This window comes from Sinorhizobium sp. NFACC03, from assembly GCF_900103435.1.
GTDB lineage: Bacteria > Pseudomonadota > Alphaproteobacteria > Rhizobiales > Rhizobiaceae > Ensifer.
Window position 1 is genome coordinate 846,455 of the sequence record NZ_FMXF01000001.1, and the last position, 24,878, is coordinate 871,332.

The 24,878-nt window shown below is 62.5% G+C and carries 23 protein-coding genes and 1 pseudogene; 10 read left to right on the top strand and 14 right to left on the bottom strand.

The genetic code is table 11. From position 1 onward, the window contains the following. Positions 1–132: 132 nt before the first annotated feature. A pseudogene (locus BLU35_RS04120) lies at positions 133–2,679 on the top strand (non-ribosomal peptide synthetase); the annotation flags it as partial. Here the strand turns inward: BLU35_RS04120 and BLU35_RS04125 are convergent. Beyond that, the gene (locus tag BLU35_RS04125; RefSeq protein ID WP_093232181.1) at positions 2,645–3,202 is read right to left on the bottom strand and encodes a DinB family protein; all 558 of its coding nucleotides are present in this window, start codon (positions 3,200–3,202) and stop codon (positions 2,645–2,647) included. The pseudogene BLU35_RS04120 and the gene BLU35_RS04125 overlap by 35 nt on opposite strands. Before the next feature lie 136 nt (positions 3,203–3,338). Here BLU35_RS04125 and BLU35_RS04130 point away from each other — a divergent pair, with 136 nt between their 5' ends. Together BLU35_RS04130 and ndk are read left to right on the top strand one after the other, a co-directional pair. Continuing rightward, the gene (locus BLU35_RS04130) at positions 3,339–4,028 is read left to right on the top strand and encodes a glutathione S-transferase family protein (RefSeq protein WP_093232182.1); all 690 of its coding nucleotides are present in this window, start codon (positions 3,339–3,341) and stop codon (positions 4,026–4,028) included. Positions 4,029–4,130: 102 nt separating this feature from the next. After that, positions 4,131–4,553, top strand: a complete 423-nt coding sequence (gene ndk, locus BLU35_RS04135; RefSeq protein ID WP_034803877.1) for a nucleoside-diphosphate kinase — start codon at positions 4,131–4,133, stop codon at positions 4,551–4,553. Positions 4,554–4,629: 76 nt separating this feature from the next. Here the strand turns inward: ndk and BLU35_RS04140 are convergent, their stop codons facing one another. Both BLU35_RS04140 and BLU35_RS04145 read right to left on the bottom strand, forming a co-directional pair. Continuing rightward, positions 4,630–5,139: a hypothetical protein gene (locus BLU35_RS04140; RefSeq protein ID WP_162728060.1), complete on the bottom strand. Its 510-nt coding sequence runs from the start codon at positions 5,137–5,139 to the stop codon at positions 4,630–4,632. Next, a complete protein-coding gene (locus tag BLU35_RS04145) occupies positions 5,136–5,696 on the bottom strand; it encodes a CGNR zinc finger domain-containing protein (RefSeq protein ID WP_093232183.1) in 561 nt (186 codons plus the stop codon). Before BLU35_RS04145 ends, BLU35_RS04140 begins: the two co-directional genes overlap by 4 nt. 67 nt (positions 5,697–5,763) lie before the next feature. Between BLU35_RS04145 and BLU35_RS04150 the strand changes: the two genes are divergently transcribed. Next, complete coding sequence (locus BLU35_RS04150) at positions 5,764–6,660, top strand: branched-chain amino acid ABC transporter permease (RefSeq protein WP_093232184.1); 897 nt, start codon at positions 5,764–5,766, stop codon at positions 6,658–6,660. A 40-nt stretch (positions 6,661–6,700) separates the two neighbouring features. On the opposite strand, the gene BLU35_RS04155 is transcribed toward BLU35_RS04150, so the two are convergent. The 5 genes from BLU35_RS04155 to BLU35_RS04175 all read right to left on the bottom strand — a co-directional run bounded on the left by BLU35_RS04155 (position 6,701) and on the right by BLU35_RS04175 (position 10,929). Next, positions 6,701–7,168 carry a molybdenum cofactor biosynthesis protein MoaE gene (locus tag BLU35_RS04155; RefSeq protein ID WP_093232185.1) on the bottom strand — a complete coding sequence of 156 codons (468 nt, stop codon included), beginning with the start codon at positions 7,166–7,168 and terminating at the stop codon, positions 6,701–6,703. Positions 7,169–7,172: 4 nt separating this feature from the next. After that, positions 7,173–7,433 carry a molybdopterin converting factor subunit 1 gene (moaD, locus tag BLU35_RS04160; RefSeq protein WP_093232186.1) on the bottom strand — a complete coding sequence of 87 codons (261 nt, stop codon included), beginning with the start codon at positions 7,431–7,433 and terminating at the stop codon, positions 7,173–7,175. After that, on the bottom strand, positions 7,430–8,017 hold the full coding sequence (gene pgsA / locus BLU35_RS04165) for a CDP-diacylglycerol--glycerol-3-phosphate 3-phosphatidyltransferase (RefSeq protein WP_057252657.1): 588 nt from the start codon (positions 8,015–8,017) through the stop codon (positions 7,430–7,432). The genes moaD and pgsA overlap by 4 nt, the downstream gene beginning before the upstream one ends. A gap of 129 nt (positions 8,018–8,146) precedes the next feature. Continuing rightward, positions 8,147–10,168, bottom strand: a complete 2,022-nt coding sequence (uvrC, locus tag BLU35_RS04170) for an excinuclease ABC subunit UvrC (protein WP_093232187.1) — start codon at positions 10,166–10,168, stop codon at positions 8,147–8,149. Beyond that, complete coding sequence (locus BLU35_RS04175) at positions 10,165–10,929, bottom strand: SDR family oxidoreductase (protein ID WP_057252655.1); 765 nt, start codon at positions 10,927–10,929, stop codon at positions 10,165–10,167. Before BLU35_RS04175 ends, uvrC begins: the two co-directional genes overlap by 4 nt. 367 nt (positions 10,930–11,296) lie before the next feature. Between BLU35_RS04175 and BLU35_RS04180 the strand changes: the two genes are divergently transcribed. Beyond that, entirely contained in the window at positions 11,297–11,935 is a 639-nt protein-coding gene (locus tag BLU35_RS04180) for an outer membrane protein (RefSeq protein WP_057252653.1), read from the top strand. A gap of 61 nt (positions 11,936–11,996) precedes the next feature. Here the strand turns inward: BLU35_RS04180 and BLU35_RS04185 are convergent, their stop codons facing one another. The 4 genes from BLU35_RS04185 to BLU35_RS04200 all read right to left on the bottom strand — a co-directional run bounded on the left by BLU35_RS04185 (position 11,997) and on the right by BLU35_RS04200 (position 14,750). Continuing rightward, positions 11,997–12,587 carry a glutathione S-transferase gene (locus BLU35_RS04185; protein WP_093232188.1) on the bottom strand — a complete coding sequence of 197 codons (591 nt, stop codon included), beginning with the start codon at positions 12,585–12,587 and terminating at the stop codon, positions 11,997–11,999. A gap of 82 nt (positions 12,588–12,669) precedes the next feature. Further along, positions 12,670–13,386, bottom strand: coding sequence for a ribonuclease T2 family protein (locus BLU35_RS04190; RefSeq protein ID WP_057252646.1), 717 nt, complete (start codon positions 13,384–13,386; stop codon positions 12,670–12,672). Between the two features lie 2 nt (positions 13,387–13,388). Then, on the bottom strand, positions 13,389–13,829 hold the full coding sequence (locus BLU35_RS04195; RefSeq protein WP_058329402.1) for a hypothetical protein: 441 nt from the start codon (positions 13,827–13,829) through the stop codon (positions 13,389–13,391). 51 nt (positions 13,830–13,880) lie between these two features. Beyond that, complete coding sequence (locus tag BLU35_RS04200) at positions 13,881–14,750, bottom strand: 23S rRNA (adenine(2030)-N(6))-methyltransferase RlmJ (protein ID WP_058329401.1); 870 nt, start codon at positions 14,748–14,750, stop codon at positions 13,881–13,883. A 69-nt stretch (positions 14,751–14,819) separates the two neighbouring features. Between BLU35_RS04200 and BLU35_RS04205 the strand changes: the two genes are divergently transcribed. From BLU35_RS04205 to BLU35_RS04225, 5 genes are all read left to right on the top strand, one after another. Continuing rightward, the gene (locus tag BLU35_RS04205; protein WP_093232189.1) at positions 14,820–16,955 is read left to right on the top strand and encodes a molybdopterin-containing oxidoreductase family protein; all 2,136 of its coding nucleotides are present in this window, start codon (positions 14,820–14,822) and stop codon (positions 16,953–16,955) included. Positions 16,956–16,987: 32 nt separating this feature from the next. After that, the gene (locus BLU35_RS04210) at positions 16,988–17,881 is read left to right on the top strand and encodes a cation diffusion facilitator family transporter (protein ID WP_093232190.1); all 894 of its coding nucleotides are present in this window, start codon (positions 16,988–16,990) and stop codon (positions 17,879–17,881) included. A 146-nt stretch (positions 17,882–18,027) separates the two neighbouring features. Then, positions 18,028–18,624, top strand: coding sequence for an NUDIX domain-containing protein (locus BLU35_RS04215; protein WP_058329471.1), 597 nt, complete (start codon positions 18,028–18,030; stop codon positions 18,622–18,624). 103 nt (positions 18,625–18,727) lie between these two features. Next, positions 18,728–21,337 carry a bifunctional lysylphosphatidylglycerol flippase/synthetase MprF gene (mprF, locus tag BLU35_RS04220; RefSeq protein ID WP_093232191.1) on the top strand — a complete coding sequence of 870 codons (2,610 nt, stop codon included), beginning with the start codon at positions 18,728–18,730 and terminating at the stop codon, positions 21,335–21,337. Then, positions 21,334–22,719 carry a virulence factor family protein gene (locus tag BLU35_RS04225; protein WP_093232192.1) on the top strand — a complete coding sequence of 462 codons (1,386 nt, stop codon included), beginning with the start codon at positions 21,334–21,336 and terminating at the stop codon, positions 22,717–22,719. Before mprF ends, BLU35_RS04225 begins: the two co-directional genes overlap by 4 nt. A gap of 59 nt (positions 22,720–22,778) precedes the next feature. Here the strand turns inward: BLU35_RS04225 and purN are convergent, their stop codons facing one another. Both purN and purM read right to left on the bottom strand, forming a co-directional pair. Beyond that, entirely contained in the window at positions 22,779–23,447 is a 669-nt protein-coding gene (gene purN, locus BLU35_RS04230) for a phosphoribosylglycinamide formyltransferase (RefSeq protein WP_057252632.1), read from the bottom strand. Continuing rightward, positions 23,444–24,514, bottom strand: a complete 1,071-nt coding sequence (purM, locus tag BLU35_RS04235) for a phosphoribosylformylglycinamidine cyclo-ligase (protein WP_058329396.1) — start codon at positions 24,512–24,514, stop codon at positions 23,444–23,446. The genes purN and purM overlap by 4 nt, the downstream gene beginning before the upstream one ends. Positions 24,515–24,878 lie beyond the last annotated feature (364 nt).

Genomic DNA, 24,878 nt, shown 5'->3' on the forward strand with positions numbered 1-24,878 from the left:
CAACCGAGAATCGCATGCCAACTGACAGCCGTCAGTCCGGGCAATCTTTATACTTGACGCCTTTAGTCACCAATTATATTCGGCGCTGCTAAATCGGGCATGGGGGCCCGAGGCAAACAGCGACGGTCAAGGATGTCCCTCTCGTTCATTGCGGATCTGGCGAAATGGGGCGACCGGCCGGCGCTGGTCTTTTCCGGGCAGCGGGTTGTCACTTATCGGGAACTCGGCGAGCGGGTCACGCGCCAGGCGCCGTCCTTCCGCGGCCCGCGTGGGCTGGTGGCGAACGAGGCCGAGCTTTCCGAACATGCCATCGTCGCTTATCTGGCAGCGCTGACAGCTGGACATGCCGTGGCGATGCAAGCCCCGAAGAACGGGGCCGCCGGATCCTGGGTCGATGCCTTCGATCCCGATCATGCCTTTCGCCGGATTGACGGCCGCTGGCGCACGGAACAGCCGCTGCGGCAAAATGGCAGTGCGCCGCATTCCGAGCTGGCGGTGATGCTCTCGACATCGGGCAGCACCGGTTGTGGCAAGGCCGTCCGCTTGTCCCGGGAAAACATCTCCGTAAACGCCGCGTCCATCGCCGACTATCTCGGCCTGACGGCGGATGACCGCGGTTGCCTCATTCTGCCGCTCCATTATTCCTACGGCCTGTCGGTGCTGAATTCTCACCTGGCAGTCGGCGCCAGCCTCTATATTCCCGGTGGATCGATCCTCGATACCGATTTTCTCGAAGGTCTCGCTGCAAGCGACAGTACCAACCTTGCGGGCGTGCCCTATTCCTACGAATTGCTGGAGAAGGTGGGCTTCCGCGATCGGCGGTTCCCGCGCTTGCGCTTCATGACAGTGGCCGGCGGTCGATTGAGCCCGGACGTCATCCGTCTGTACAGCGACCACCTCAAAGCTCAAGGCGCTGCCTTTTTCGCCATGTACGGCCAGACCGAGGCCACCGCGCGGATCGCCTATGTGCCGCCCGCCCTGCTTGCCGGCAACGAGGACAGGATCGGCGTCGCGATCCCCGGTGGGCGCCTTTTGATCGAGAACGAGAGCGGAGCGCCGATTGAAAACGACGGTGTGGCCGGCGAACTCGTCTATCGCGGCCCGAACGTCATGATGGGCTATGCCACGTCGCGTGACGATCTCTGCCGCGGCGCCGAACTCACCGAACTGCGCACCGGCGACCTCGCGATGCGCCATGCCGACGGCCTGTTCCAGATCGTCGGCCGCATGAAGCGGATTTCCAAGATCGCGGGCCTCAGGATCGCTCACGATGTGCTGGAAGCGGCGCTCGAAAGGCGCGGCATTACTGCTGCTGTCGTCGGTGACGATGCCGGCCTTCACGCCTTTTATGCCGGCAGCCGCGATGCGGAAGAGATCAGACGGTTCCTCGCACAGGCAAGCGGGCTGACGCTTTCGCATCTCAAGGCCACCCCCCTCGCCGAAATGCCGCGGCTTGCCAGCGGCAAGGTCGACTACAACGCGCTCAACATGGCAGCCCGCCAGGCAGCGGCGAACGTTGACGACGACAACGGCGGCATCGAAGAGCTTTTTGCGCAGGTCTTCTATCCGAAAAGGGTAAAGCGCTCCGACAGTTTTGTGTCGCTGGGCGGCGATTCCCTGCGCTTCGTTCAGCTCTCGATCGGTCTGGAAAAGGCGCTGGGACAGGTTCCCGACGCCTGGGAGACCTTGTCTATCGTCGAGTTATCGGCGCAGGAGCGCCGCGAGACCGCCACGCGGCGGATCGAGATGGATCTGGTGATCCGCGCACTGGCCATTCTGCTGGTCGTGCTGCACCACGAATTGCTTTGGCCCATCCCCGGCGGATCGGCAGCCATGGTCGTTCTCGCGGGCTTCAGCCTCGCCCGCTTCCAGATGGGCCCGCTTCTGGCGGGAGACGGCCTGGCCATCCTGCGCCCACTCGCCCAGGTGCTCGTGCCATACTATCTGATCGTCGCCGCCTATGCGGTCGCCTGGGGCGAGGTGCCCTGGGCCTCGGTCTTCCTCGTCGGCAATTTCGGTGTGGCCCTGCCGGAGACGCACGGCATGGTGCCGTATCTCTACTGGTTCATCGAAGCCTATTGCCAGATGATGCTCGTCTTCGTCGGGCTCTTCGCCATCCCGCAATTCCGGCGGCTCGTGTCGGCAAGGCCTTTCGCCGCCGGTATGAGCCTGCTCCTGGCGGCGCTCGCCGCCCGGCTGGCGCTGCCGCTCCTGTGGCCGATCGGCAATCGCCAGATTTTTACCCTGCCGTGGATCTTCTATCTCGCGGTCATCGGCTGGTGCGCCGCTGTCGCAGAAACCGGCAAGCAGCGCCTGTTGCTGATGTTATCCGCCACGGGGGCGTTGCTGTTCTTCGGTCTATACGAGGGGGTGTGGATCGGGACGAAGGTCAAGTACCTCCTGCAGATCGCTGTCCTCGCGGCGCTGCTCTATTTTCCGCGCATCAATGTGCCGCGCTGGGCGGCACAGCTCATCCTGCCTCTATCGGCGGCGGGTTTCCACATCTACATCCTGCACCGCTTCGTGCCGGAGTTGCTGATGCTGCCGCTGCAGCCGGCGCTGCCGTCCGTGGTGTTTTCGGTCCTGTCGATCGTTGGCGGTGTCGCGCTCGGCCTGGTCGCCTGGCTCGGCCAGCGCCTGGTGCTCAAGAAGCTTGCGGAGTGGCGGGAGCGTGAGCTCCGACCACTGCGGTCGCTTGGGTTGGAGACCCTTCGGTTCTCAGGAAATACGCGAGATCCAGCGCTATCGATGGGCGGCCGAGTGCGGTCAGCGTCGCATGCGCCTGGCCGCGATGATGGGTCTGATGGTTGAAAAAATGCCCGAGCGTCGGCGCCAGCTTCTGCGTGATGACCGTGGGGCTGGTGAGCGGCGTATAGGTGAGGTCGGCGCCGAGGCGTGCATCACTCAGGCCGTCGATCCAGGCAATGATGCGTTCGTCTTCGACAGTGCGGGCAGCGGCAAGCGCCGGCAGATCCTCATGGAGGATCGTGTCGAGCGCGGTGGGGGCGTCGCCCTCGTGCGTAAAGCGCTTCATCCAGACCCGATCGGCAACGAGGATATGGTTGAGGGTCGCCAGCAGCGAGCCGAAGAAGGCGCCGCGGCTTTCCCGCAATTCGGCATCGGTCAGTTCTGCCGCAGCGGCATAGATCAGGCGGTTCGCCCAGCGGTTATAGTCGGCGAACATGCGAAAGTGATCGAGCATCGGGTATCTCCTTTGAAGGGGCGGCGAAGCTAACTCGAAACCGCATTTCTGTGGCTGATATCACTCATGAAATTTACTGATTTGATGACGTGGCCGATTTGTCGTTCAACGGGACGCCAACCGACCGGGAGTTTATATGTCGAGAAAACTCTATTCGCTTTGCGGGGCCGACAGGACGCGTCCTTTCTCGCCGCATGTGTGGAAGACGAAGATGTCGCTCGCGCACAAGGGGCTCGATTTCGACGTCGTGCCGATCGGCTTCACCGAGATCCCCGCGGTCGAGGATGGAGCGACGAGCCTGGTGCCGCTGCTGCGTGACGGTGAACGTCTGGTGAAGGACAGCTTCGAGATCGCGCTTTATCTCGAACAAACCTATCCGGATCGCCCGCCGCTCTTCGCCGGTGAGGGGGCGATGGCGGTCTCCCGCTTCGTCGAGGGCTGGTCGCAGACGACGCTGCATCCCGCCATCACCCGCATCATCATCAGGGATATTCACGATCGCCTCGATCCGGTCGATCAGGCCTACTTCCGGCAGAGCCGGGAGAAGCGCTTTGGCAAGTCGCTTGAAGCGGTAGCCGAAAGCGGTGGCGCCGCGCTCGAAACCCTCGCAGAGAAACTTGAGCCTTTGCGCCATATGCTGAAGTTTCAGGATTTTCTGGGCGGCGCGTCGCCGCTTTTCGCTGACTATATCGTCTTCGGCGCGTTTCAGTGGGCGCGCATCGTCTCGCCGCAGCGCCTGCTTCAGCTAGGCGATCCCGTCACCGATTGGTTCGAGCGGTGCCTCGATCTGCACGGTGGGCTTGGACGTAGTGTGACGGCTGCGTGAAACCCGCTTGGCCCGAGCCGAATCATCGGTGAACCCCCTTGTTTTGCGCGGGATTGGCGGCTAATGAACCGCCACTTCTCAAGAAACAAGGGATTTGAGCCAATGGCTATTGAACGTACCTTCTCGATGATCAAGCCGGACGCGACCAAGCGCAACCTGACCGGCGCCATCACCAAGATGCTCGAAGATGCCGGCCTGCGCGTCGTCGCTTCCAAGCGCGTCTGGATGAGCCGCCGCGAAGCCGAAGGCTTCTACGCCGTTCACAAGGAACGTCCGTTCTTCGGCGAACTGGTCGAGTTCATGTCCTCCGGCCCGACCATCGTTCAGGTTCTCGAAGGCGAAAACGCAATCGCCAAGAACCGCGAAGTCATGGGCGCCACCAACCCGGCAAACGCTGACGAAGGCACCATCCGCAAGGTTCACGCCCTGTCGATCGGCGAAAACTCGGTTCACGGTTCGGATGCTCCGGAAACCGCTGCTGAAGAAATCGCCTACTGGTTCTCGGGCACCGAGATCGTCGGCTGATTCAAAATCTTCGGTTCGAGCCGCAAAGGCTTGAATTGACTCGGATTTGAACCGGAGCGGAAATGCTCCGGTTTTTTCATATCGGGCAAGTCGCCGTCTCGAAACGTTCGGGCGCCTTGCCGTCCCTGAAGACCTCGGGGTTCTTGTCGTAAGCGGGGCCTTCGACCAGCGGCTTCGCCGGCAGGATGTCCTGGTCGATATCGGAGACGACCGTGGTCTCCAGTTTCTGCAGCGTTTCGCCGGCAGGTCCTTTGACCTCGATCGTCACCGCATAAGGCCTTTCCTTTTTCACACAGGTCAAATCAGGACTTTCCAGCACCACCCTGTCGAGCTTTGGAAAAAGTTTGCGCGTCAGCGTGAACGGCGCGCCGCCCACTGGATTCTCGAAGGTGGCAATGACGACGCTGCCCTCGGGCACGGGCTCTGTTTTCTGAAGCGTGATCGTGTAGACCGCATAGGCGAGACGATAGTTGAAGACGAACATCTTTCCCGTCAGCTTCAGCGGATCCGGACCGGTCTCGCGCTGGCACCCGGCGGCGAGCAGTGTGATGGCGGCCGCCGCAAGCGTAACGATCATCCTCGTCATAAGCCGGTTTCCTCCCTGTTGCGATGGTAGTGGCGTTTGGCCTTGGTGCGATTGCCGCAGACGGCCATGTCGCACCAGGTCCGGCTGCGGTTGCGGCTGCGGTCGAGAAACAGCCATCCGCAATTCGGACAGATCTTCAGCCGGTCGGGCTCGGTGCTGGCGGCAAGGCTGAGGGCAGATTGCGCGGTCGCCGTGTCGAGCGAAAGTGCGCCGACGTGGGGCAGGGAACCGCGCAGAACCGCCGCAATCGCCTCGAGCAAATCGGCCAAGAACTCCGGCCGTCCCGTGGCCGATATCGCCGCGCGAAAGTGCCGGTCAGTCGCTTCGCGCAGCTGCAGCAGCCGGCCGCGATTCTCCGCTGCGACGGGCGCCAGCGCACCGAAGCGGGCACTCTCTGCTCCGAAACGGTTGGCCGCTTCCGCAAAAGAATCGATTGCCGCAACATCGGCGAAACGGTCGATCCGGCGCTCCGGATCGGCGCGTAGGATGATGGAATTGGCCACATCCAGCGCCAATGCGCCGCCGGCAAATCGATGGGCTGTCCAGGTGAAGGTCATGCGAAAATCCTAACTGGTAAAATTGATTTTACCAGTTATATTGATCTTGTCACGCTCCGGATGCGCCATGCTCTATTTTCTGCAGCAGCTCGCCAATGCCGTCCCAATCGCTGCGCTCTATGCGGCGCTCGCCTTCGGCTATGCCATCGCCTTCGCGGTGACGCGTCGGGCGGATCTCACCTATGGCGCGCTCTTTGCCTTCTCAGGCCAGATGTTCGTGCTGTTTGCTGATTTCGGCTGGAACCGGCTGTGGCTGGTGTTGCCGGCCGCCCTTGGCCTCGGCGCGGCCGCGGCCCTGAGCTTCAGCGTTGGCGCCGGGCTCGTCGCCGGGCGTTATGTCATGCGCCCGCTCGCCTTTTCGTCAGCCAACACCGTCGTCGTCGCTTCGCTCGGCTGCCTGTTGGTGCTGATGGAAGCGGCGCGGCTCGCCTCTGAAACACGCAGCCTGTGGCTGCCGCCGTTCCTGAACGGGAATATCGTCTTCTGGGACGATCCTCGCTTTCCGGTGACCTTGACGGTCATCCAGCTCGGCAACACCGTGCTCATGGCTGCGCTCGTGGCGGCCGGGCACTGGTATCTCACGCATTCCCGGGCAGGGCGGTTCTGGCGCGCCGTATCGGAGGACAGGGGGGCTGCAGCGCTCTGCGGTGTCGACGCCGCGACCGTTTACATCGCCGCCTATGGCGCGGCATCTTTGATCGCCGCCGTCTGCGGCATTCTCGCTGCGTCCTACTACGGCAACATGGATTTTGGCACGGGCCTCACCTTCGGCGTCAAGGTGCTGTTCATCGCCGCGATCGGCGGCCAGGCCTCGCCGCTCTACGCCGCACTCGGTGCCGCCGGGATCGGCCTGTTGGAAACGCTGTGGAGCGCTTACGGTCCGATCCTCTGGCGCGACTTTGCAATCTTCGGCTTTCTGGTGATCGTGCTTGCGGTGACGCGCAAGGAGAAGATCATTCCCTGATTAGCGGATGTGCCACGGAAGTTCGCGTGCCAGCGCAGCGCTATTTCGTCGACCAGCGGTCCCGCGCCGTGTCGTCCGCATCCTTGGCGCTGACCCAGCCGCCGGTGGTGCCGTCGTCAAGGTGCTCCTTCTTCCAGAAAGGCGCTGAGGTCTTCAGGAAATCCATGATGAAGTTGGCGCCGTCGAAGGCGGCCTGCCGGTGCCGCGACGCGGCGACAACGAGGACGATGTTGTCCCCGGGCATGATCTTGCCGTAGCGGTGAATGGCGGTGGCGGCCTGCAGCGAGAAGCGCTCGACCGCCTCGTGGCAAATGCGTTCGATCTCCGCTTCGGCCATGCCTGGATAATGTTCGAGTTCGAGGGCAGCGAGCGTGCCCGCTTCATCTCTGCAAAGCCCGGAAAAAGTGACGACCGCGCCGACATCGGCCCGTCCGGCAGAGAGCTTCGCGACCTCCGTATTGAGGTCGAAATCCTCGCGCTGGACGCGCACGTTCACCGGCGCGTTCATGGGCTCAGCCGCCCGTCATCGGCGGGAACAGGGCGATCTCGCGGGCGCCGGCGATCGGCTCCTTGTGGTCGACATGTTCCTGGTTGATGGCCGCGCGGATCACATTTTCATGTTCGAGCGCCGTCTCGTATTCCTCGCCGAGCGTCTTCAGATGCTGAAGCAGGTCGGCGATGGTAACGACGCTTGAGGGAACGTCCAGGGTCTCTTCGCCCTTGCCGATGCGCTCGCGCACCCAGGAGAAATAGACGAGATTGACGGTGCTCATTCGTTGACCACGTGCTTGAGGCCGGCGCGGAAATAGTCGTAGCCCGTGTAGAGCGTGATGGCGGCGGCGATCCACAGGAGCACGATACCCGCTTCCGTCGTATAGGGCAAAATCTTGTCGCCAGCAGGACCGGCGAGCAGGAAGGCGATCGCGACCATCTGGATCGTCGTCTTCCACTTGGCGATGCGGGTGACGGGTACGCTGACCTTGAGTGCCGCCAGATATTCGCGCAGGCCCGACACCAGGATTTCGCGGCAGAGAATGATGATCGCAGCCCAAATCGACCAGCCGGCGATGGTACCATCGGCAGCGACGAGCAGCAGGATCGATGCGACCAGCAGCTTGTCGGCGATCGGATCGAGCATCTTGCCGATGTTCGACGTCTGCTTCCAGATGCGGGCGAGATAGCCATCGAAGAAGTCGGTGATCGACGCAATCGCGAAGAGCGTGACCGCCGTCCAGCGCGCGAAATCCGAACTATGCAGCCGCCCTTCGATGAAGAAGCAAAGGACGATCAGCGGCACGATCAGGATTCGGAAATAGGTGAGCAGATTCGGGATGCTGTAGGCGACGGGCGTGGGCATGGATTCGTGTTCTCTGGTTCGTCAGGTACAGAATGACTTTGCTGACCGGAGGTCAACAGGTCATCACGCGGCAATTGTCATATTTGCCTGATTCCATGTGAACGCCCGGTGAATTGTGACACCCGGTTGTCATTTGGCACCATCGTCGTGGAAATGTTCGTAGACCAGCCGGGCCACCGTCTCGGAAATCCCGGCGACGGCCATCAGGTCGTTGATGCCCGCGCGCGAGACGGCCTTCGCGGTGCCGAAATGCGTCAGCAGCGCACGCTTGCGCGTCGGCCCGATGCCGGCGATTTCGTCGAGCGGGTTCTTGACCATCTCCTTCTTGCGACGGGCGCGATGCGAGCCGATCGCAAAACGGTGCGCTTCGTCGCGCAGCCGCTGGATGAAGTAGAGCACCGGATCGCGTGGCGGCAGCGTGAAGCTGTCGCGGCCAAGCGCGAAGAAGCGTTCGCGTCCGGCGTCGCGGTCGACACCCTTGGCGACGCCGATCGCGGTGACGCAGTCTTCGACGTCGAGCTCCTTGAGGATGGCCCGCACGGCAGTCATCTGGCCCTGGCCGCCGTCGATGAGGATTACATCGGGCCAGGCGGGGAAAGCGCCGTCGTCAGACTCTACGGTCCGGTCCGGCTTGCCTTCTTCCTTCAGCAGTCGCGAGAACCGCCGCGTCATCACTTCCCGCATCATGCCGAAGTCGTCGCCCGGCGTAATGTCGGTCGATTTGATGTTGAACTTGCGGTACTGGCCTTTGACGAAACCTTCCGGCCCCGCCACCACCATGCCGCCGACGGGATTGGTGCCCATGATGTGGGAGTTGTCGTAGATCTCGATGCGGCGCGGTGCGCGCTCCAGTTTGAAGGTTTCCGAGAAGCCTTCGAGCAGGCGCGATTGCGAGGCGGTTTCCGCCAGCTTGCGGCCATGGGCTTCGCGCGCATTGGCGAGCGCATGATCGACGAGATCCTTCTTCTCGCCGCGCTGCGGCACCTGGATCGCGACCTTGTATCCGGACTTTTCGCTCAGCGCCTGGCCGAGCAGTTCCTGCTCCTCCACCGCCTCGCAGAGAAGGATCTGCCGGGGACAGGGCTTGTCGTCGTAGAACTGTGCCAGGAACTGCGAGAGCACCTCCGCTGTCGGCAGCGACGGGTCGGCCTTCGGGAAATAGGCGCGGTTGCCCCAGTTCTGACCGGTGCGGAAGAAGAAGACCTGGATGCAGGATATGCCGCCCTCGTGATGGATCGCGAAGACATCGGCCTCCTCGACACCGGCGGGATTGATGCCCTGGTGGCTCTGGACGTGGCTGAGCGCTGCCAGCCGGTCGCGGTAAAGGGCGGCCCTCTCGAAGTCGAGGTTCTCCGAAGCCTCGCCCATGGCAGCCGCAATGGTTGCCTTCACCGCCTGGCTCTTGCCCGACAGGAAGTCCTTGGCTTCGCGCACCAGTTCCGCATAGTCGGGGTCGCTGATTTCGCGGGTGCAGGGCGCCGAACAGCGCTTGATCTGGTAGAGCAGGCAGGGGCGCGTCCGGGTCTCAAAGACGCTGTCGGTACAGGTCCTGAGCAGGAAGGCGCGCTGCAGCGAATTGATCGTTCGCCCGACGGCACCAGCCGACGCGAAGGGGCCGAAGAAGTCCCCCTTGCGGCTGCGTGCGCCGCGGTGCTTGTAAAGCGCCGGCGCCCGGCTGTCGCCCGTCACCAGAATATAGGGAAACGACTTGTCGTCGCGCAAAAGCACGTTGAAGCGCGGCCGGAGGCGCTTGATCAGGTTCGCTTCGAGCAGCAGCGCCTCGATCTCGGTGCGCGTCGTCACGAACTCCATGTTGGCGGTCTCGCGCACCATGCGCGCGATGCGGTTGGAATGGCCGCGTCCCTGGGCATAGTTGCTGACGCGCTTCTTCAGGCTGCGCGCCTTGCCGACATAGAGAACGTCGCCGGTCTCGTTGAACATGCGGTAGACGCCAGGGCCGTTTGGCAGGAGCTTGACGAAGGCCTGGATCAGCTCTGCGCCCTTCAAGCCTTCCATTTCGGCGCGATTCTCGTTCCACTCGACGGGTGGCGTGGCACTCGTGCTTTCTGCGACCTCGATCAGATCGTCGTCGTCTTCCGCTTCGCTGCCGTCATAGAGGATGCCGCCGTCTGTCGGCACGCGTCCGTTCATTCCACTATCTCCCTGATGTCGGGCGTTTCCCAGGCGAGGTGCTGGCCCCCGTCAAGCGCGATCATCTGTCCGGTAATCGACGGCGTGTCGAACAGGAAGCGGATCGTCCGTCCGAATTCGTCGAGCGTCGGCCCGCGTCTGAGAATCAGGGCTTCGACCTGCGCCTCAAAATCCTGCGGGTCCTGCCGCTCGTTTGGCAAAGTCGGCCCGGGGCCGATACCGTTGACGCGGATGCGCGGGGCGAGCGCCTGCGCCATCGTCCGGGTAGCGGTCCAAAGCGCCGACTTCGACAACATATAGGAATAAAAGCGCGGATTGGGAGCCCAGACGCGCTGGTCGATCACGTTGACAATGAGTCCATTGGCGTCCGCCGGAAGCAGTTCAGCGAAATCGCGCGCCAACAGGGAAGGGGCCTTCACATGCAGGGCGAAGTGCTGATCCCAGATTGATTCGTCGAAAGCGTCGAGGCTGTCCTTCTTGAAGACCGAGGCGTTGTTGACGAGCAGGTTCAGCGGGCCAAGCGCCTCTGCGGCGCGTGCGATGAGCGTCGAAGTCTCCGCCGTATCGGTGAGGTCGGCGCGAAGCGCGATGGCCTTCGTTCCACCTTTCGAGAGTGCTTCGACCAGAGCTTCCGCTTCGTCAAATGAGGCGTCGGCATGAATGGCGACCGAAAAGCCATGGGCCGCGAGGTCCTCAACTATAGCTTTGCCGATCCGCTTGGCGCCCCCGGTCACGAGGGCGGCCTTCCGTGCTTTCTTCAACGTTTCATCCCGCTTTTTCGAATCTTCGCGTCAGCCGACCAAGATATAGGCAAGAAACGTGAGCCTGAAACACTCCCTGACAGTTCCTTGCCGAAAAATTAATGGAATTGGCGTAAATTGTATTATTTTGTATGTGTATAGTATATCTTTCGTTAATCTTGAATCATGGTTAATAAATTCCCTGTTGCGCCAAGGCAACATCAAATTTCGGGCGTGTTTGTGCCACCAAAATTTCACATTTTGGCTCTTGTGAATCCGCATTTGCTGACCAATTTCAGCTCAACCGGGCGGGTTAATTGAAAGTTGTCCGATGTTTCACTGTGGGACCCCAAGCCCAAGGGGCATCGGTACGAAAAGGAGAATATTTATGCGTACGCTCACCACCACCCTCATGGCTTCGGCTATGACCCTCATCGCCTTCCAGGCCGCCCAGGCTGCTGATGCGATCGACGAAGTTCCGGCTGCTCCGCAGGCCGAATACACCGAGCCGGCGCAGAAGAACTGGTCGGGCGCCTATGTCGGTGGTACCGCCGATTGGCACCATGGTCAGTTTGACGCGACCGGCAGCAACACGGCAGCCGGCTTCGGCGGCGGTCTCTACGGCGGCTACAACATGCAGAGCGGCCAGATCGTATACGGCGGCGAAGCGGATGTCGGCTACTCCGGTCAGGATTCGAGCAAGGGCAACCTGCGCATGAAGCAGGGCGTCAACGGCTCGCTGCGCGCACGCGTCGGCGTCGATCTGAACCCGGTTCTGCTTTACGGCACCGCCGGTCTCGCCGTCGGCCAGGCCAAGGGCACCGTTGGTGGCGCTTCCGACAAGAACACCATGGTCGGCTGGACCGCAGGTGCCGGCGCGGAAACCTTTGTCACCGACAACATCACCGCACGCGTCGAGTACCGTTACACGGACTACGGCTCGAAGGACTTCCGGATGGGCGGCACCAACGTCTCCTCCGGTTACGACGAACACAGCGTTCGCGTCGGTATGGGCGTGAAGTTCTGATCGGCTCTCGCCGGATCAAACAAGAAGGCCGGGGCGACCCGGCCTTTTTTGTGCGCGTTTCCTACGCTTTGAACTTGGAATAGTCGGGAAAGTGCTTTTCGAACTTCTCCGGCCAGTTCTTGAGTTTGGCGCGACCCTTCTGCCATTCGCCGGCAAAGCGCAACTCGATGTAGCGCAGCATCGCCGCAAGGGCGAAATGGCCGCCATGGAGCTTGGCTCCGGTCTTCGGCAGGTTGGCGTTCAGATGGTCGAGGCTGCGTTCGACCTTTTCCCATTGCCGGTCGATCCAGGGCTGATGCACCTTCTCCGGCGGGTGTGAACGTTTCTCGTAGACGATCGCCAGCAGGCTGTCGCAGACACCGTCGCACAAAGCTTCGAGGATCTCGACATCGGTCCGCTTGCCCGCGTTCTTCGGGTAAAGCTTGCCCTTCGTTTCCCGATCGATGAAGTGCATGATCGCGCGGCTGTCATAGACCGAACGCCCATCGTTAAGGATGAGTGTCGGTATCTTGCCGAGCGGATTGTTGCCGATCAGTTCGGGTGGATTGGCTCCGGTGTCGGTCAGGACGCTGTCGGCGGAGAACCCGGCATAATGCGCCGCCATCCGAACCTTGTTCGAATAGGGCGAGGCAGGAGAGTACAGTATCTTCATCGAGCGTCTTTCTTCTGGTCCAGAGCAATTCCGACGAGAGTGCGAAGCGGAATTGCGTCCGGAATTGCCTAAGAACAAATACCTATGGAGCCGGAGGCAGTGAAACGCTGTCTTTCCTGCATGCCTGGCGATCGACCGCCGGGCAGGATCGGAAATTCAGCGACTTGTCGAAGCAGATCCGGATTTCTTCGAGCATGTTGCCTTCGCACGTAACCGCGACCGCGTCTTTTGTCATGCCAGGGTTTTGGGCGACGAGCGTGCTTTCGATCGCGTTGACGGACATGTTCGTTTGTTGCCGGGGCGGGGAGAGTTCTGCTGGTAGCGCGAGCCTGTTCCAGGCCGCGCGTGTGACGGCGAAGTAGTCCTCCTGACTGAGCCCGGAACAGGTGCCGTGCTTGCGCCACTGATGGCCGATCAGGCCCATCGACGGAATGAGATCGAGATACCGCTTGCCGAGCGAGGAGGGCACACGGTCCGATTGCCGCGTCGGGCAGAAATCCGGGAAACCTCTTTCGTTCTGAGGCCATAGGCCGTGCACAATCAGGCCGCGGTTGCTGCCGATCTCGCATTGGCTGGATTTTCCGTTGGGATCGTTGTCGCCGCACCAGGTCGGCGACCAGGAGAGCGAAAGCACATAGAAATCGAATCCGCTGCCGACCGGCACCGCGGCGATTGCTTTTGCAGGTTTCGTCTCGGCAGCCGGCGGCGCCTTCTCGGTACTCTGATCGCTGCAGCCGGCCAGGCTAGCCGCAACGAGAAGCGCCGGCAGAAGCCGGCGCGCATTCCGGATTGCTTTCATGATTAGCGGAGCGAGGCGCAATGCGCGCCATAGACATACCAGGGATCAAGCCCGCCGACGCAGAACTCGATGCTTCTGCCGACGCCGGCAAAGCCCCAGGGGCGTTCGATGAGGTAGTAGAGCGAGCGCTGCTGGCCGTCGGTCATGACCGCCGTAGCATAGCAATATTCACGCTCGACCAGATGAGTCTCATCGCGGAACTCTTGCCGGTTCTGTCCCATGTTGCGGATATCGGCGATCGACAGATTGGCGTGCAGGTAGTTCGCATCCCGGTATTCGAAGCGCGAAGTGATGAAACCGAGCACCGAGGACTCGCTGCAAACACCTGCGTTATAGGATTGGACCTGGCCGCTGCCGATATAGTCGGCGGCGGATGCGCCCGGCGCTGCGGCGGCGGCGAGGGAAAGCGAGATGAGAAGCGTTGCTGCGAGCGTGCGAGTCATGGGCGTCTCCCTATATCGTCACAGGAGATTGCGGTGTGTCGCGCCCGTCCGTCAAGCCCCTCGGGTTGCCTGTTCTTCACCGCGCAGCCAGAAGCAGCGGGCGGAGGCGAAGCGATCCTGCGCCAACCGTGCTTTCAGGAACGGCAGCAGCAGATCGAGTTCGCCCTTCAGCGTGAAGGGTGGATTGACGATGATGAGACCGGAGCCGGAGAGGCCGGTGGTTTCGCGGTCGCTGCGGACCGACAGTTCGGCGCAGAGCATCTTCGGAATTTCGAGCGCCTTCAGTGCTTCGTGGAAAGCCTTGATGGGCGCGCCCTGCTTCACTGGATACCAGAGGCAATAGATGCCGCCGGCAAAGCGCCGGTAGGCGCGCGCCAGGCCATCGGCGAGGCGTTCGTATTCGCCTTCCTTTTCAAAGGGCGGATCGACGAGGATCAGCCCGCGCTTCTCTTTCGGCGGCAGATGGGCGCCGAGCGCCAGCCAGCCGTCCAGTTCGGTGATCCGGCTCTGGAAGTCGCCGTCGAAAAGCCGATGCAGGGTTTCATAGTCGTCCGGGTGCAACTCCATGGCAGACAGCCGGTCCTGCGGACGGAAGAGCATGCGCGTAAGCTTCGGCGAGCCGGGATAAAGCTTCAGCTCGCTGCCGGGATTGAGCGTACGGATGGTTTCGAGATACGGGGCGAGGATCGCAGCGATTTCGACAGGCAGATCGTCCTCGAGAAGCCGGCCGATGCCGTCGCGCCATTCCCCGGTCTTCTGCGCCTCTTCGCCGGAGAGGTCGTAAAGCCCGATGCCGGCATGGGTATCGAGCACGCGAAACGCCTTCTCCTTCTGCTGGAGATAGGTGACGAGGCGTGCCAGCACCGCGTGCTTCAGGACGTCGGCAAAATTGCCCGCGTGGTAGATGTGCCGATAGTTCATGAGCGCCGCCGATGGCTGAGATCAATTGTTGCGATGGGTGAACGATTGGCTCTTTGAGCCCGTTTGTCGATGCCATATAGAAAAGCCATGAACGTTGCGACCCCCATCAAAGCAGAAAAATCGATCGGCCATTCGGTCTGTCCGCACGACTGTCCCTCCGCTTGCGCGCTGGAGGTGGATCTGACTGCCGAAGGGCGGATCGGCCGCGTGCGTGGCGCTTCCGCCAACACCTACACCGCCGGTGTGATCTGCGCCAAGGTGGCGCGCTATTCCGAGCGCATCTACCATCCCGGCCGCCTCATGGTGCCGCAGCGGCGCAAGGGCGACAAGGGTGAGGGGAACTGGCAGGACGTCAGCTGGGAGGCGGCGCTCGACGAGATCGCCGACCAGTTCATCCGCGCCGAGCAGAAACACGGTGCGGAGGCGATCTGGCCCTACTTCTATGCCGGAACCATGGGGCAAGTGCAGCGCGATTCCATCGAGCGCCTGCGCCACGCCAAGCGTTACTCCGGCTTCTTCGGCTCGATCTGCACCAACATGGCCTGGACCGGCTTCGCCATGGCGACCGGCGCCTTGCGCGGACCCGATCCGCGCGAGATGGCCAAGGCCGATTGCGTGGTGATCTGGGGGACGAACGCTGTCGCGACCCAGGTCAACGTGATGACGCACGCGGTGAAGGCGCGCAAGGATCGCGGCGCAAAGATCGTCGTCATCGACATCTACGACAACCCGACGGTCAAACAGGCAGATATGGGTCTCGTCTTGAAGCCCGGCACCGACGCAGCGCTCGCCTGCGCCGTTATGCACATCGCCTTTCGCGACGGCTATGCCGACCGGGCCTATATGACGGAATTCGCCGACGACCCCGCCGGGCTCGAAGCACATCTCAAGTCGCGCGGACCGGAATGGGCTTCCGCCATCACTGGTCTTTCGGTCGATGAAATCGAAGCCTTCGCCAAGCTTGTCGGCACGACGCCCAGAACCTATTTCCGCCTCGGCTACGGCTTTACCCGCCAGCGCAACGGCTCGGTCGCCATCCATGCGGCCGCCTCCGTCGCCACCGTTCTTGGCTCCTGGAAGCATGAAGGCGGCGGTGCCTTCCACTCCAACAACGATATCTTCAAGCTCGACAAGCGCGAACTGATCGGCTCGGCCTTCCACGATCCGGATGTCCGCATGCTCGACCAGTCGCAGATCGGTCGCGTGCTGACCGGCGATGCCGAGGCGCTGCGCCACCGAGGTCCGGTGACGGCGATGCTGATCCAGAACACAAATCCGGTGAACGTCGCGCCGGAACAGCGGCTGGTGAAGCGTGGCTTCCTGCGCGATGATCTTTTCGTTGCGGTGCACGAGCAGTTCATGACCGATACGGCTGCCGTCGCCGATATCGTGCTGCCGGCCACCATGTTCCTCGAACATGACGATCTCTATCGTGGCGGCGGTCACCATCACATCCTGATCGGCCCGAAGGTGGTGGAGCCGCCGTCGACCGTGCGCACAAACCTGTTCGTCATCGAGGAACTGGCCAAGCGCTTGGGCGTTGCCGACCATGCCGGCTTCGGCCTGACGGAGCGCCAGCATATCGACCGGCTGCTTGCCAACTACGGCATCGGCTACGAGGAGATGAGACAAGAGAAGTGGCTGGACTGCCAGCCGGCATTCGAAGACGCGCACTACCTCAAAGGCTTCGGTCATCCGGACGGCAAGTTCCGCTTCAAGCCGGACTGGACGGGAACGCCGGCGGCGAACCGGCCGCCGAAGTCCATGGGCATTCAGGGGCCGCATGCAGCGCTGCCGGAGTTCCCTGACCATGTCGACCTGATCGAGGTTGCGGACGCCGAGCATCCCTTCCGCCTCGCGACCTCGCCGGCCCGTTCCTTCCTCAATTCGACCTTTGCCGAGACGCCTTCTTCGATTCAGAAGGAAGTGCGCCCGGAAGTGATGCTCCATGCCGAAGACGCCGAGGCGCTCGGCATCGCCGATGGCGATATCGTTCAGCTCGGCAACCAGCGTGGTGAGATCCGCCTGCATGCGAAGATCGGCGGGGGAACGCGTCGCGGCGTTGTGATCGCAGAAGGGCTCTGGCCGAACGGCGCCCATCTCGACGGGGAAGGGATCAACGTCCTGACCGGTGCCGATGCGGTGGCGCCCTATGGCGGTGCCGCCTTCCACGACAACAGGGTCTGGGTCAGATTGGCGCGCTAAATCAGGTTGTTCAACGGCAGACGGAACCCTCCATGAGCGGCGACCACCACCATGCAGATGTCGGTAGCACGCCGGTTTCGAGGCTCTGGGCGTCGCTCGGCCTGACCGGCGGCTTCATGCTGGCGGAGGTCGTCGGCGGTGTACTGACCGGCAGTCTGGCTTTGATCTCCGACGCGATGCACATGTTGACCGACACCGCGGCCCTTGCGATCGCGCTCGTCGCCATCCATGTGGGCCGCCGCCCATCCGATCTGCTGCGCACCTACGGTTATGCGCGTTTCGAAATCCTCGCGGCCGCCTTCAACGCGCTGCTCTTGCTCGCCGTTGCCTTCTACATTCTCTACGAAGCCTGGAAGCGGCTGTCGGAAACGCAGGAGATCCAGTCGGGCGGCATGCTGGTGATCGCCGTCATAGGCCTTCCCGTCAATCTCGCCTCGATGCGGCTCCTGACGAGCCACAAGGACGAGAGCCTCAACGTCAAGGGTGCCTATCTCGAGGTCTGGTCGGACATGCTCGGCTCGCTCGCCGTCATCGTCGGTGCCGCGGTCATCTGGTTCACCGGTTGGAAATGGGTGGACTCCCTGCTCGCCGTCGGTATCGGCTTCATGGTCTTCCCGCGCACCTGGGTGCTGCTGAAGGAGTGCATCAACATCCTGCTCGAAGGCGTGCCGCCGGGCGTGCGGCTCGCCGATGTCCACGCGACGATCGCCGCCGTGCCTGGTGTCATCTCGGTGCATGATCTTCACCTCTGGGCAATCACCCAAAACCAACCGTCGTTGACCGCCCATGCGGTGCTCGCCGAGGGCGCCGATGGTGAAACGGTGCGCCGGGCGATCGAAGAGCGGCTGCGCCAGGAGTTCGACCTGCATCACACGACATTGCAGATGGAGCGCGAAGACCGCGCGACAACGGAACACATTCACTAGAACGCCGTGCGTTCAGACGAACGCACAAAGGACGCTCTAGCACTTTGATTGTAGAGCATCTTTCAGCTTTCGAGTGCTTCCACTTGAAAGCGGGATGCTCTAGAGGCAGGAACGGCCGGATGGCTGCCGCCAACGAAGGATTTCGCATGAGCACACATCACGATCCGCGCGTCAGGATCATCGGTCGCCGCACGCTTTGGGACGGGTTCATCCATCTTGAGGAAGTGACGCTCGAACAGGACATGTCGAACGGCATGACCGCGACCTTGAAGCGCGAGGTTCATGATCATGGCAGTGCCGCGACCATCCTGCTCGTCGACGCCAAGCGGCAAAGCGTGGTGCTTGTGCGGCAGCTGCGCGTTCCCGTGCTCTTGCAGGGGGACGAGGCCTACATGATCGAAGCGGTGGCCGGGTTGTTGGACGACGACACCCCGGAAGTTGCGATCGCCCGCGAGGCGTTGGAAGAGACCGGCTACCATGTCGAAGGCGCCACCCACCTTTTCGATGCCTATATGAGCCCGGGCGCGCTCACCGAGCGCACGAGCTTTTTCGTCGGCCACATCGACGTCACGGAAAAGCGTGGGGATGGCGGCGGGCTTGCGCATGAGGGAGAGGACATCGAAGTTCTCGAAATACCGCTTGATCGGGCCTTCGCTATGATCGCCACCGGCGAGATTTGCGACGCCAAGACGATCATGCTGCTGCAATGGGCAAAGCTCAACCGCAACGAACTCAGCGGCTAAATCATTGTTTTATAAGAAGATAATTTATTACGGATATTTCACTTTTTGATCGGTATCGGGTAAGCTAAAGCGCTGATGTTCTCATCATTGACATGGGCGCCCCATGACATCCTCCCTTTCGGAAAGCGCAACCGACGACGAGCAGCAGGCGGAGGGGGGCTGGATTTCCTTCCTGCGCCGCAACCGTCGCTCTCTTTCGGCCGCTGGTACGCTATTTGTGATCGCTCTCTTCGGCTTTGCGATCTTTCACCTGACATCCGAAGTTCAGTACGATGAAGTCGTCCAAGCCTTGGCAGATACGCCCTGGGCGTCGCTTGCGGCGGCGGTGTTCTTCACGGCGCTGAGCTTCCTGGCGCTGACCTTCTATGACGTCGGCGCGCTCGATTATGTCCGGCGCAAGCTGCCCTATGCCGATGTGGCGCTGACGGCCGCTTGCGCCTATGCGGTCGGCAACACCGCCGGTTTTGGCGCCTTGAGCGGTGGCGCGATCCGCTACCGGTCCTATTCCCGCCTCGGCATCGAGCCGGAAAATATTGCCCGGATCATTGCCTTCGTGACGCTTGCCTTTGGGCTCGGCCTTCTGACGGTGACCTGCCTCAGCCTGCTGGCGGTCGGCGAATATGTGGCGCCGATGACCGGGCTCGATCCGCTTTTGCTGCGCCTGATCGCCGTCGTCATCCTCGGCGGGTTGTTCACCGTGTTCTTCCTTGCGCGCGACGGCCGCGAGGTCAGCCTCGGACGCCTGACATTGCGGCTGCCGGATTCGCGCACGGTCTCGCGCCAGTTCCTGGTGACCGCGCTCGATCTCGCCGCTTCGGCAACCGTCCTCTATGTGCTCCTGCCGGCCGGCACCATCGGCTGGCCGGCTTTCCTCGCCGTCTACTCGCTCGCCGTCGGCGTCGGTGTTCTCAGTCACGTTCCAGCCGGCCTCGGCGTCTTCGAGACGATCATCATCGCGACGCTCGGCCACAACACCGATGTCGACACCATTCTCGGCGCGCTGGTTCTCTATCGCGTGATCTATCACGTGCTGCCGCTGGTGATTGCGATCGCCGTCGTTATCGGCATCGAGCTCCGCCAGCTCTCCGGCCATCCGGTCGCCTCAAGTGTGCGGCGCGTTGGCGGCCGGATGACGCCGCTGCTGCTGGCGACGCTCGGCGTCGTGCTCGCGATCATGCTGGTGCTTTCGAGCGTGACGCCGACACCCGACGAAAATCTGGCCTTTCTTGAAAGCCTGCTGCCCCTGCCGATCGTCGAGGGCGCCCATTTCCTCGCAAGCCTGCTCGGCCTTGCGCTCGTCGTCGTCTCCCGCGGCCTGGCGCTGCGCCTGGATGGTGCCTGGTGGGCGTCGATCGTGATTGCGATCGCCGCACTCCTGCTGTCGCTGATCAAGGCGATCGCGGTGGTGGAAGCGGGCATGCTCGCCTTCTTTCTCCTGGGGCTGCTCGTCAGCCGTCGCCTGTTCGTCCGTCCGGCATCCCTCTTTGGCCAGGCGCTCACCATACCGTGGCTGACGGCGCTTGGGGTCATCTGCCTCGGCGGACTGGTCGTCCTGCTCTTCGTCTACCGCGATGTCGAATACAGCCACGAGCTCTGGTGGCAGTTCGAATTTTCGGCCGAGGCGCCGCGTGGGCTGCGGGCGCTCCTTGGCGTCACCATCGGTGCCAGCATGCTTGCGATCTGGAGCCTGATGCGCCCGGCAACCGGGGCGGCGGAGCCCGCGTCCGACGATGCGATGGAGCGCGCCTTGGCGATCGTCGAGGCGCAAAACATGTCCGACGCCAATCTGGTGCGCATGGGCGACAAGAGCATCCTGTTCTCGGCCGACCGGCGGGCCTTCATCATGTACGGGCAGCGGGCCCGTTCCTGGATTGCGCTCTTCGATCCGGTCGGACCAATCGACGCCTGGCCGGAACTGATCTGGCATTTCATCGAGAAGGCGCGAGCCGCCGGCTGTCGTGCGGTTTTCTACCAGGTGTCGGCCGAAGGGCTTGCCTACTATGCCGATGCGGGGCTGCGCGCCTTCCGGCTCGGTGAACTGGCGCGCGTCGATCTCGCCCGTTTCGAGATGAAGGGCGGCAAGTGGGCAAACTTGCGCCAGCAGGTCAGCCGCGCCCAGCGCGACGGGCTGGAGTTCCAGGTCGTGCCGCCGGCGGACGTTCCTGAAATCATGGCCGACCTGACGGCTGTTTCCGATGCCTGGCTCGCCCATCACAACGCCAAGGAAAAGGGCTTCTCGCTCGGCGCCTTCGATCCGGACTATCTGACGGAGCAGCCGGTTGCGATCCTCACATGTAACGGACGCATTGTCGCTTTCGCCAATATCCTCGTGACCGGGACGAAGGAGGAGGGCACCGTCGATCTGATGCGCTTCTCGCCGGACGCGCCGAAGGGAGCCATGGATTTCCTCTTCGCCCAGGTAATGGAATATCTGAAGGGGGAGGGGTTCCGCGCCTTCAATCTCGGCATGGCACCCCTGTCCGGCATGTCGACGCGCCAGATCGCGCCGGTATGGGATCGGGCCGGCCGTACCTTCTTCGAACACGGCGAGCGCTTCTACAACTTCAAGGGCCTGCGCGCCTTCAAGTCGAAGTTTCATCCGCAGTGGCAACCGCGCTATCTTGTCGCCAGTGGCGGCATCAATCCGATCCTCGCCTTGATGGATGCGACATTCCTGATCGGCGGCGGTCTCAAGGGAGTGGTGAAGAAATGATCCGTGTCGCGAACGCCTGGAAATGCCTCACCTCGGCGGCGTTGCTGCTTTCGGTTTCCATTCTTCCTACTGCCGCGGAAGACGCGCCGAAGAGCTACGATACCGGGATGATCCCGTCGCCGCGCATCATGTTGCCCAAGGAAAAGGCGACCGCACTGGTCGTGCTGCTTTCGGATGCTTCAGGCTGGACGGACAAGGAGCAGGCGGTCGCTGATACGCTCACCGGTGACAAGACCATCGTCATCGGTGTCGATCTCAAGGCTTATCTCGCGTCGCTCGCCAAGGATGACGGCGACTGCATCTACATGGTCTCCGATATCGAATCGCTCAGCCAGCAGGTACAGCGCGCCATCGGCAGCGATGCCTACCAACTGCCGATCGTTGCCGGTGTCGGCGCCGGTGGCGCCATGGCGCTCGCGATTGCCGCCCAGACGCCGCCAGCCACGATCGGCCAGACGCTGGCGGTCGATCCGGAGGAGGGCATCGCGCTCAGGAAACAGCTCTGCACTCCGGCCGATAAGGTGAAGAAAGGCGACCGCATGGTCTATGGCTTGACCGATGGTGCCTTGCCGGACCCGGTCTCCGTCGTCTTCTCGCCGGCAGCCTCCGCGGATGGGCGCTCGCATGTGGCCGCGCTTATCGCAAAGCATCCGGATGTCGATCAGGAAGACAGTGACGATGATGCCTTCACGGCATTGTCCGACCATCTCTCGGATATCATCGACAGCGAAAGCGACGCCGGCAACCCGTTCGGCCTGCCGCTGACCATTCTCGACGCCAAGCCGACGCGCGATACGATGGCGGTGATCTATTCGGGTGACGGCGGCTGGCGTGACATCGACAAGGAAGTCGGCGACGTCCTCCAGCAGCAGGGGGTGCCGGTCGTCGGCTTCGATTCCCTGCATTATTTCTGGTCGGAACGCGATCCCCAGGCGACGGCGGACGACCTTGCCAAAGTGATGAGCTACTACCGCAAGCACTGGAACGTGCGCAACGTACTGCTGATCGGCTATTCCTTCGGTGCCGACGTTCTGCCGCGAACCTTCAACCTGCTGCCATCAGGCGAAAAGGCGCATGTCCGCCAGGTGACGCTGATGGCGCTGTCGCACTTGGTCGACTACAAGGTGTCGGTGCTCGGCTGGCTGGGTGCGGAAGGCGATGGCAAGGGCGGCGATCCGCTCGACGACATCAAGCGCATCGATCCGGCGCTGGTGCAATGCATCTACGGCACCGACGAAGAGGATGATGCCTGCCCTGAATTGAAGGGAACGGGCGTCGACGTCATCGGCATCGACGGTGGCCATCACTTCGACGAGGACTATCCGGCATTGACGCGGCGTGTGCTCGATGCGCTCGATCGCAGGCTGGCGTCGGCGAAGTGATGAATTGATCCAGCGCATCTTCCGCTTCCAGTAATTTCACTGAAAGCGGGGTGCTCTAATCAGGCGGCAGGCGAGATCAGCGTGGCGGTTGCTTCGGCAGCGCTATGGCTCACCGCGCGACCATCTTCCATGCGCACCTTGCCCTCGGCCATCAGCCGGAGCGCCATCGGATAGGTGCGGTGCTCGACGGTCAGCACCCGCGCTGCAAGGCTTTCGGATGTATCGCCGGGGAGAACCGGCACCACTGCCTGCGCGAGGATCGGGCCTTCGTCCATGCCTTCGGTCACGAAGTGCACCGTGCAGCCGGCGACCTTCATGCCGGCGTCGATCGCCCGCTGATGGGTGTGCAAGCCGGGGAAGAGCGGCAGCAGCGAGGGGTGGATGTTGAGGATCCGCCCTTGATGGCGCTGGATGAAGGTTGCCGAAAGCAGCCGCATATAGCCGGCCAGGCAGATGATATCCGGCGATAGGCGATCGAGCTCGGCAAGGATTGCCGCCTCGTGGGCGTCCTTGCTGTCGAAATCCTTGCGCAGGAAACTGCGTGTGGCAATACCGAGTGCTGCCGCCTTGACGAGGCCGCCGGCATCCGCCTTGTCGGCGATGACCGCAACGATCTCGGCGGGAAAACCTGGCTCGGCCGCGGCTTTCGCCAGCGCCAGCATGTTGGAGCCGCCACCCGAAATGAAGACGACGACCCGCTTCTTGCCCGTCGAGACCTCAGTCGTCATAGGGCGAGGGTGCCCTTGTAGATCGTGCCGGCAGCACCTTCGTCGCGCGCGACCATCCGGCCGAGCGTGAAGACGGTTTCACCTTCGTCGGTCAGCACAGAGGCGATCTCCGCAGCCTTGTCCGCCGGGACGACGACGATCATGCCGACGCCGCAGTTGAAGGTGCGCAGCATCTCGTTGGCAGCAACGCCGCCGGTCTGTGCAAGCCAGGAGAACACCTTCGGCGCCTTGATCGCATCGAGGTCGATCTCGGCGGCGAGGTGCTTCGGCAGCACGCGCGGAATGTTCTCGGGGAAGCCGCCGCCGGTGATATGGGCGAGCGCCTTGATCGCGCCGGTCTCGCGGATCGCCTTCAAGAGCGGCTTCACATAGATGCGCGTCGGCGTCATCAGGAGATCGGCAAGCGTGCCTTCGCCGAACGGCGCGGGTGCGTCCCAGGCAAGGCCCGAGAGCGCGACGATCTTGCGCACCAGCGAGTAGCCGTTGGAGTGAACGCCCGACGATGCGAGGCCGAGGATGACGTCGCCTTCGCCGATGTCGCCGGCGGGAAGGAGTTGGCCGCGTTCGGCAGCGCCGACGGCAAAGCCTGCGAGATCATAATCGCCACCCGAATACATGCCCGGCATCTCGGCGGTCTCGCCGCCAATCAGCGCGCAGCCCGCTTCGCGGCAGCCGCTGGCAATGCCGGCGACGATCGCGGCACCCTGGTCCGGGTCGAGCTTGCCGGTCGCGAAATAGTCGAGGAAGAACAGCGGCTCGGCGCCCTGGACCACCAGGTCGTTGACGCACATGGCAACGAGGTCGATGCCGACGGTGTCGTGCTTGTTGGCGTCGATGGCGATCTTGAGCTTGGTGCCGACGCCGTCATTGGCCGCAACCAGAACCGGGTCGGTGAAGCCTGCCGCCTTCAGGTCGAAGAGACCGCCGAAGCCGCCGATCTCGCCGTCGGCACCCGGACGCCTCGTCGAGCGCACATGCGGCTTGATCTTCTCGACCATCAGGTTGCCGGCGTCGATATCCACGCCCGCATCGCTATAGGTGAGGCCGTTCTTTCCCGACTGGCTCATGCTCGTTCTCCAAGGCTCGTCGTGCGACAGATATTTTGCGGATGCGATTGGCACGGCAGGCAAGGGAGTGCAAGCCGAGAGCATGCATTGGCGGCGTTTTTTCAACATTTTGCCCATATCCCACGATAGAAGCGAAGCAGCATAGCTCCAAACCGTGCGGCCTCACCCGGTTGGACTTGACCGGCGCCCGCGCCGCCCCCTATCTCCTTGCAGGGTTGTGATACGCGATCGGCGCATGCGGCGCGCCAGCGCGGGATGTGGAAAAGTGTGCGCGGTTTTCCGCCCGCATCCCGCCCTCGCTTGTGACAAGCGACCACGGTTATGATTTTAGGTCGACCCGACCTAAAATCATCGCGATCTAAAG

Coding starts and splice junctions, on each gene's coding strand:
- BLU35_RS04145 (WP_093232183.1), bottom strand. CDS start 5,696: ATGACCTTCACCTGGACAGCCCATCGATTTGCCGGCGGCGCATTGGCG.
- uvrC (WP_093232187.1), bottom strand. CDS start 10,168: ATGAACGGACGCGTGCCGACAGACGGCGGCATCCTCTATGACGGCAGC.
- BLU35_RS04215 (WP_058329471.1), top strand. CDS start 18,028: ATGAGCACACATCACGATCCGCGCGTCAGGATCATCGGTCGCCGCACG.
- BLU35_RS04155 (WP_093232185.1), bottom strand. CDS start 7,168: ATGAACGCGCCGGTGAACGTGCGCGTCCAGCGCGAGGATTTCGACCTC.
- BLU35_RS04125 (WP_093232181.1), bottom strand. CDS start 3,202: ATGCTCGATCACTTTCGCATGTTCGCCGACTATAACCGCTGGGCGAAC.
- BLU35_RS04140 (WP_162728060.1), bottom strand. CDS start 5,139: ATGACGAGGATGATCGTTACGCTTGCGGCGGCCGCCATCACACTGCTC.
- BLU35_RS04210 (WP_093232190.1), top strand. CDS start 16,988: ATGAGCGGCGACCACCACCATGCAGATGTCGGTAGCACGCCGGTTTCG.
- purM (WP_058329396.1), bottom strand. CDS start 24,514: ATGAGCCAGTCGGGAAAGAACGGCCTCACCTATAGCGATGCGGGCGTG.
- BLU35_RS04185 (WP_093232188.1), bottom strand. CDS start 12,587: ATGAAGATACTGTACTCTCCTGCCTCGCCCTATTCGAACAAGGTTCGG.
- BLU35_RS04205 (WP_093232189.1), top strand. CDS start 14,820: ATGCCATATAGAAAAGCCATGAACGTTGCGACCCCCATCAAAGCAGAA.
- BLU35_RS04180 (WP_057252653.1), top strand. CDS start 11,297: ATGCGTACGCTCACCACCACCCTCATGGCTTCGGCTATGACCCTCATC.
- BLU35_RS04130 (WP_093232182.1), top strand. CDS start 3,339: ATGTCGAGAAAACTCTATTCGCTTTGCGGGGCCGACAGGACGCGTCCT.
- BLU35_RS04150 (WP_093232184.1), top strand. CDS start 5,764: ATGCTCTATTTTCTGCAGCAGCTCGCCAATGCCGTCCCAATCGCTGCG.
- moaD (WP_093232186.1), bottom strand. CDS start 7,433: ATGAGCACCGTCAATCTCGTCTATTTCTCCTGGGTGCGCGAGCGCATC.
- BLU35_RS04225 (WP_093232192.1), top strand. CDS start 21,334: ATGATCCGTGTCGCGAACGCCTGGAAATGCCTCACCTCGGCGGCGTTG.
- BLU35_RS04200 (WP_058329401.1), bottom strand. CDS start 14,750: ATGAACTATCGGCACATCTACCACGCGGGCAATTTTGCCGACGTCCTG.
- BLU35_RS04190 (WP_057252646.1), bottom strand. CDS start 13,386: ATGAAAGCAATCCGGAATGCGCGCCGGCTTCTGCCGGCGCTTCTCGTT.
- BLU35_RS04195 (WP_058329402.1), bottom strand. CDS start 13,829: ATGACTCGCACGCTCGCAGCAACGCTTCTCATCTCGCTTTCCCTCGCC.
- purN (WP_057252632.1), bottom strand. CDS start 23,447: ATGACGACTGAGGTCTCGACGGGCAAGAAGCGGGTCGTCGTCTTCATT.
- ndk (WP_034803877.1), top strand. CDS start 4,131: ATGGCTATTGAACGTACCTTCTCGATGATCAAGCCGGACGCGACCAAG.
- pgsA (WP_057252657.1), bottom strand. CDS start 8,017: ATGCCCACGCCCGTCGCCTACAGCATCCCGAATCTGCTCACCTATTTC.
- mprF (WP_093232191.1), top strand. CDS start 18,728: ATGACATCCTCCCTTTCGGAAAGCGCAACCGACGACGAGCAGCAGGCG.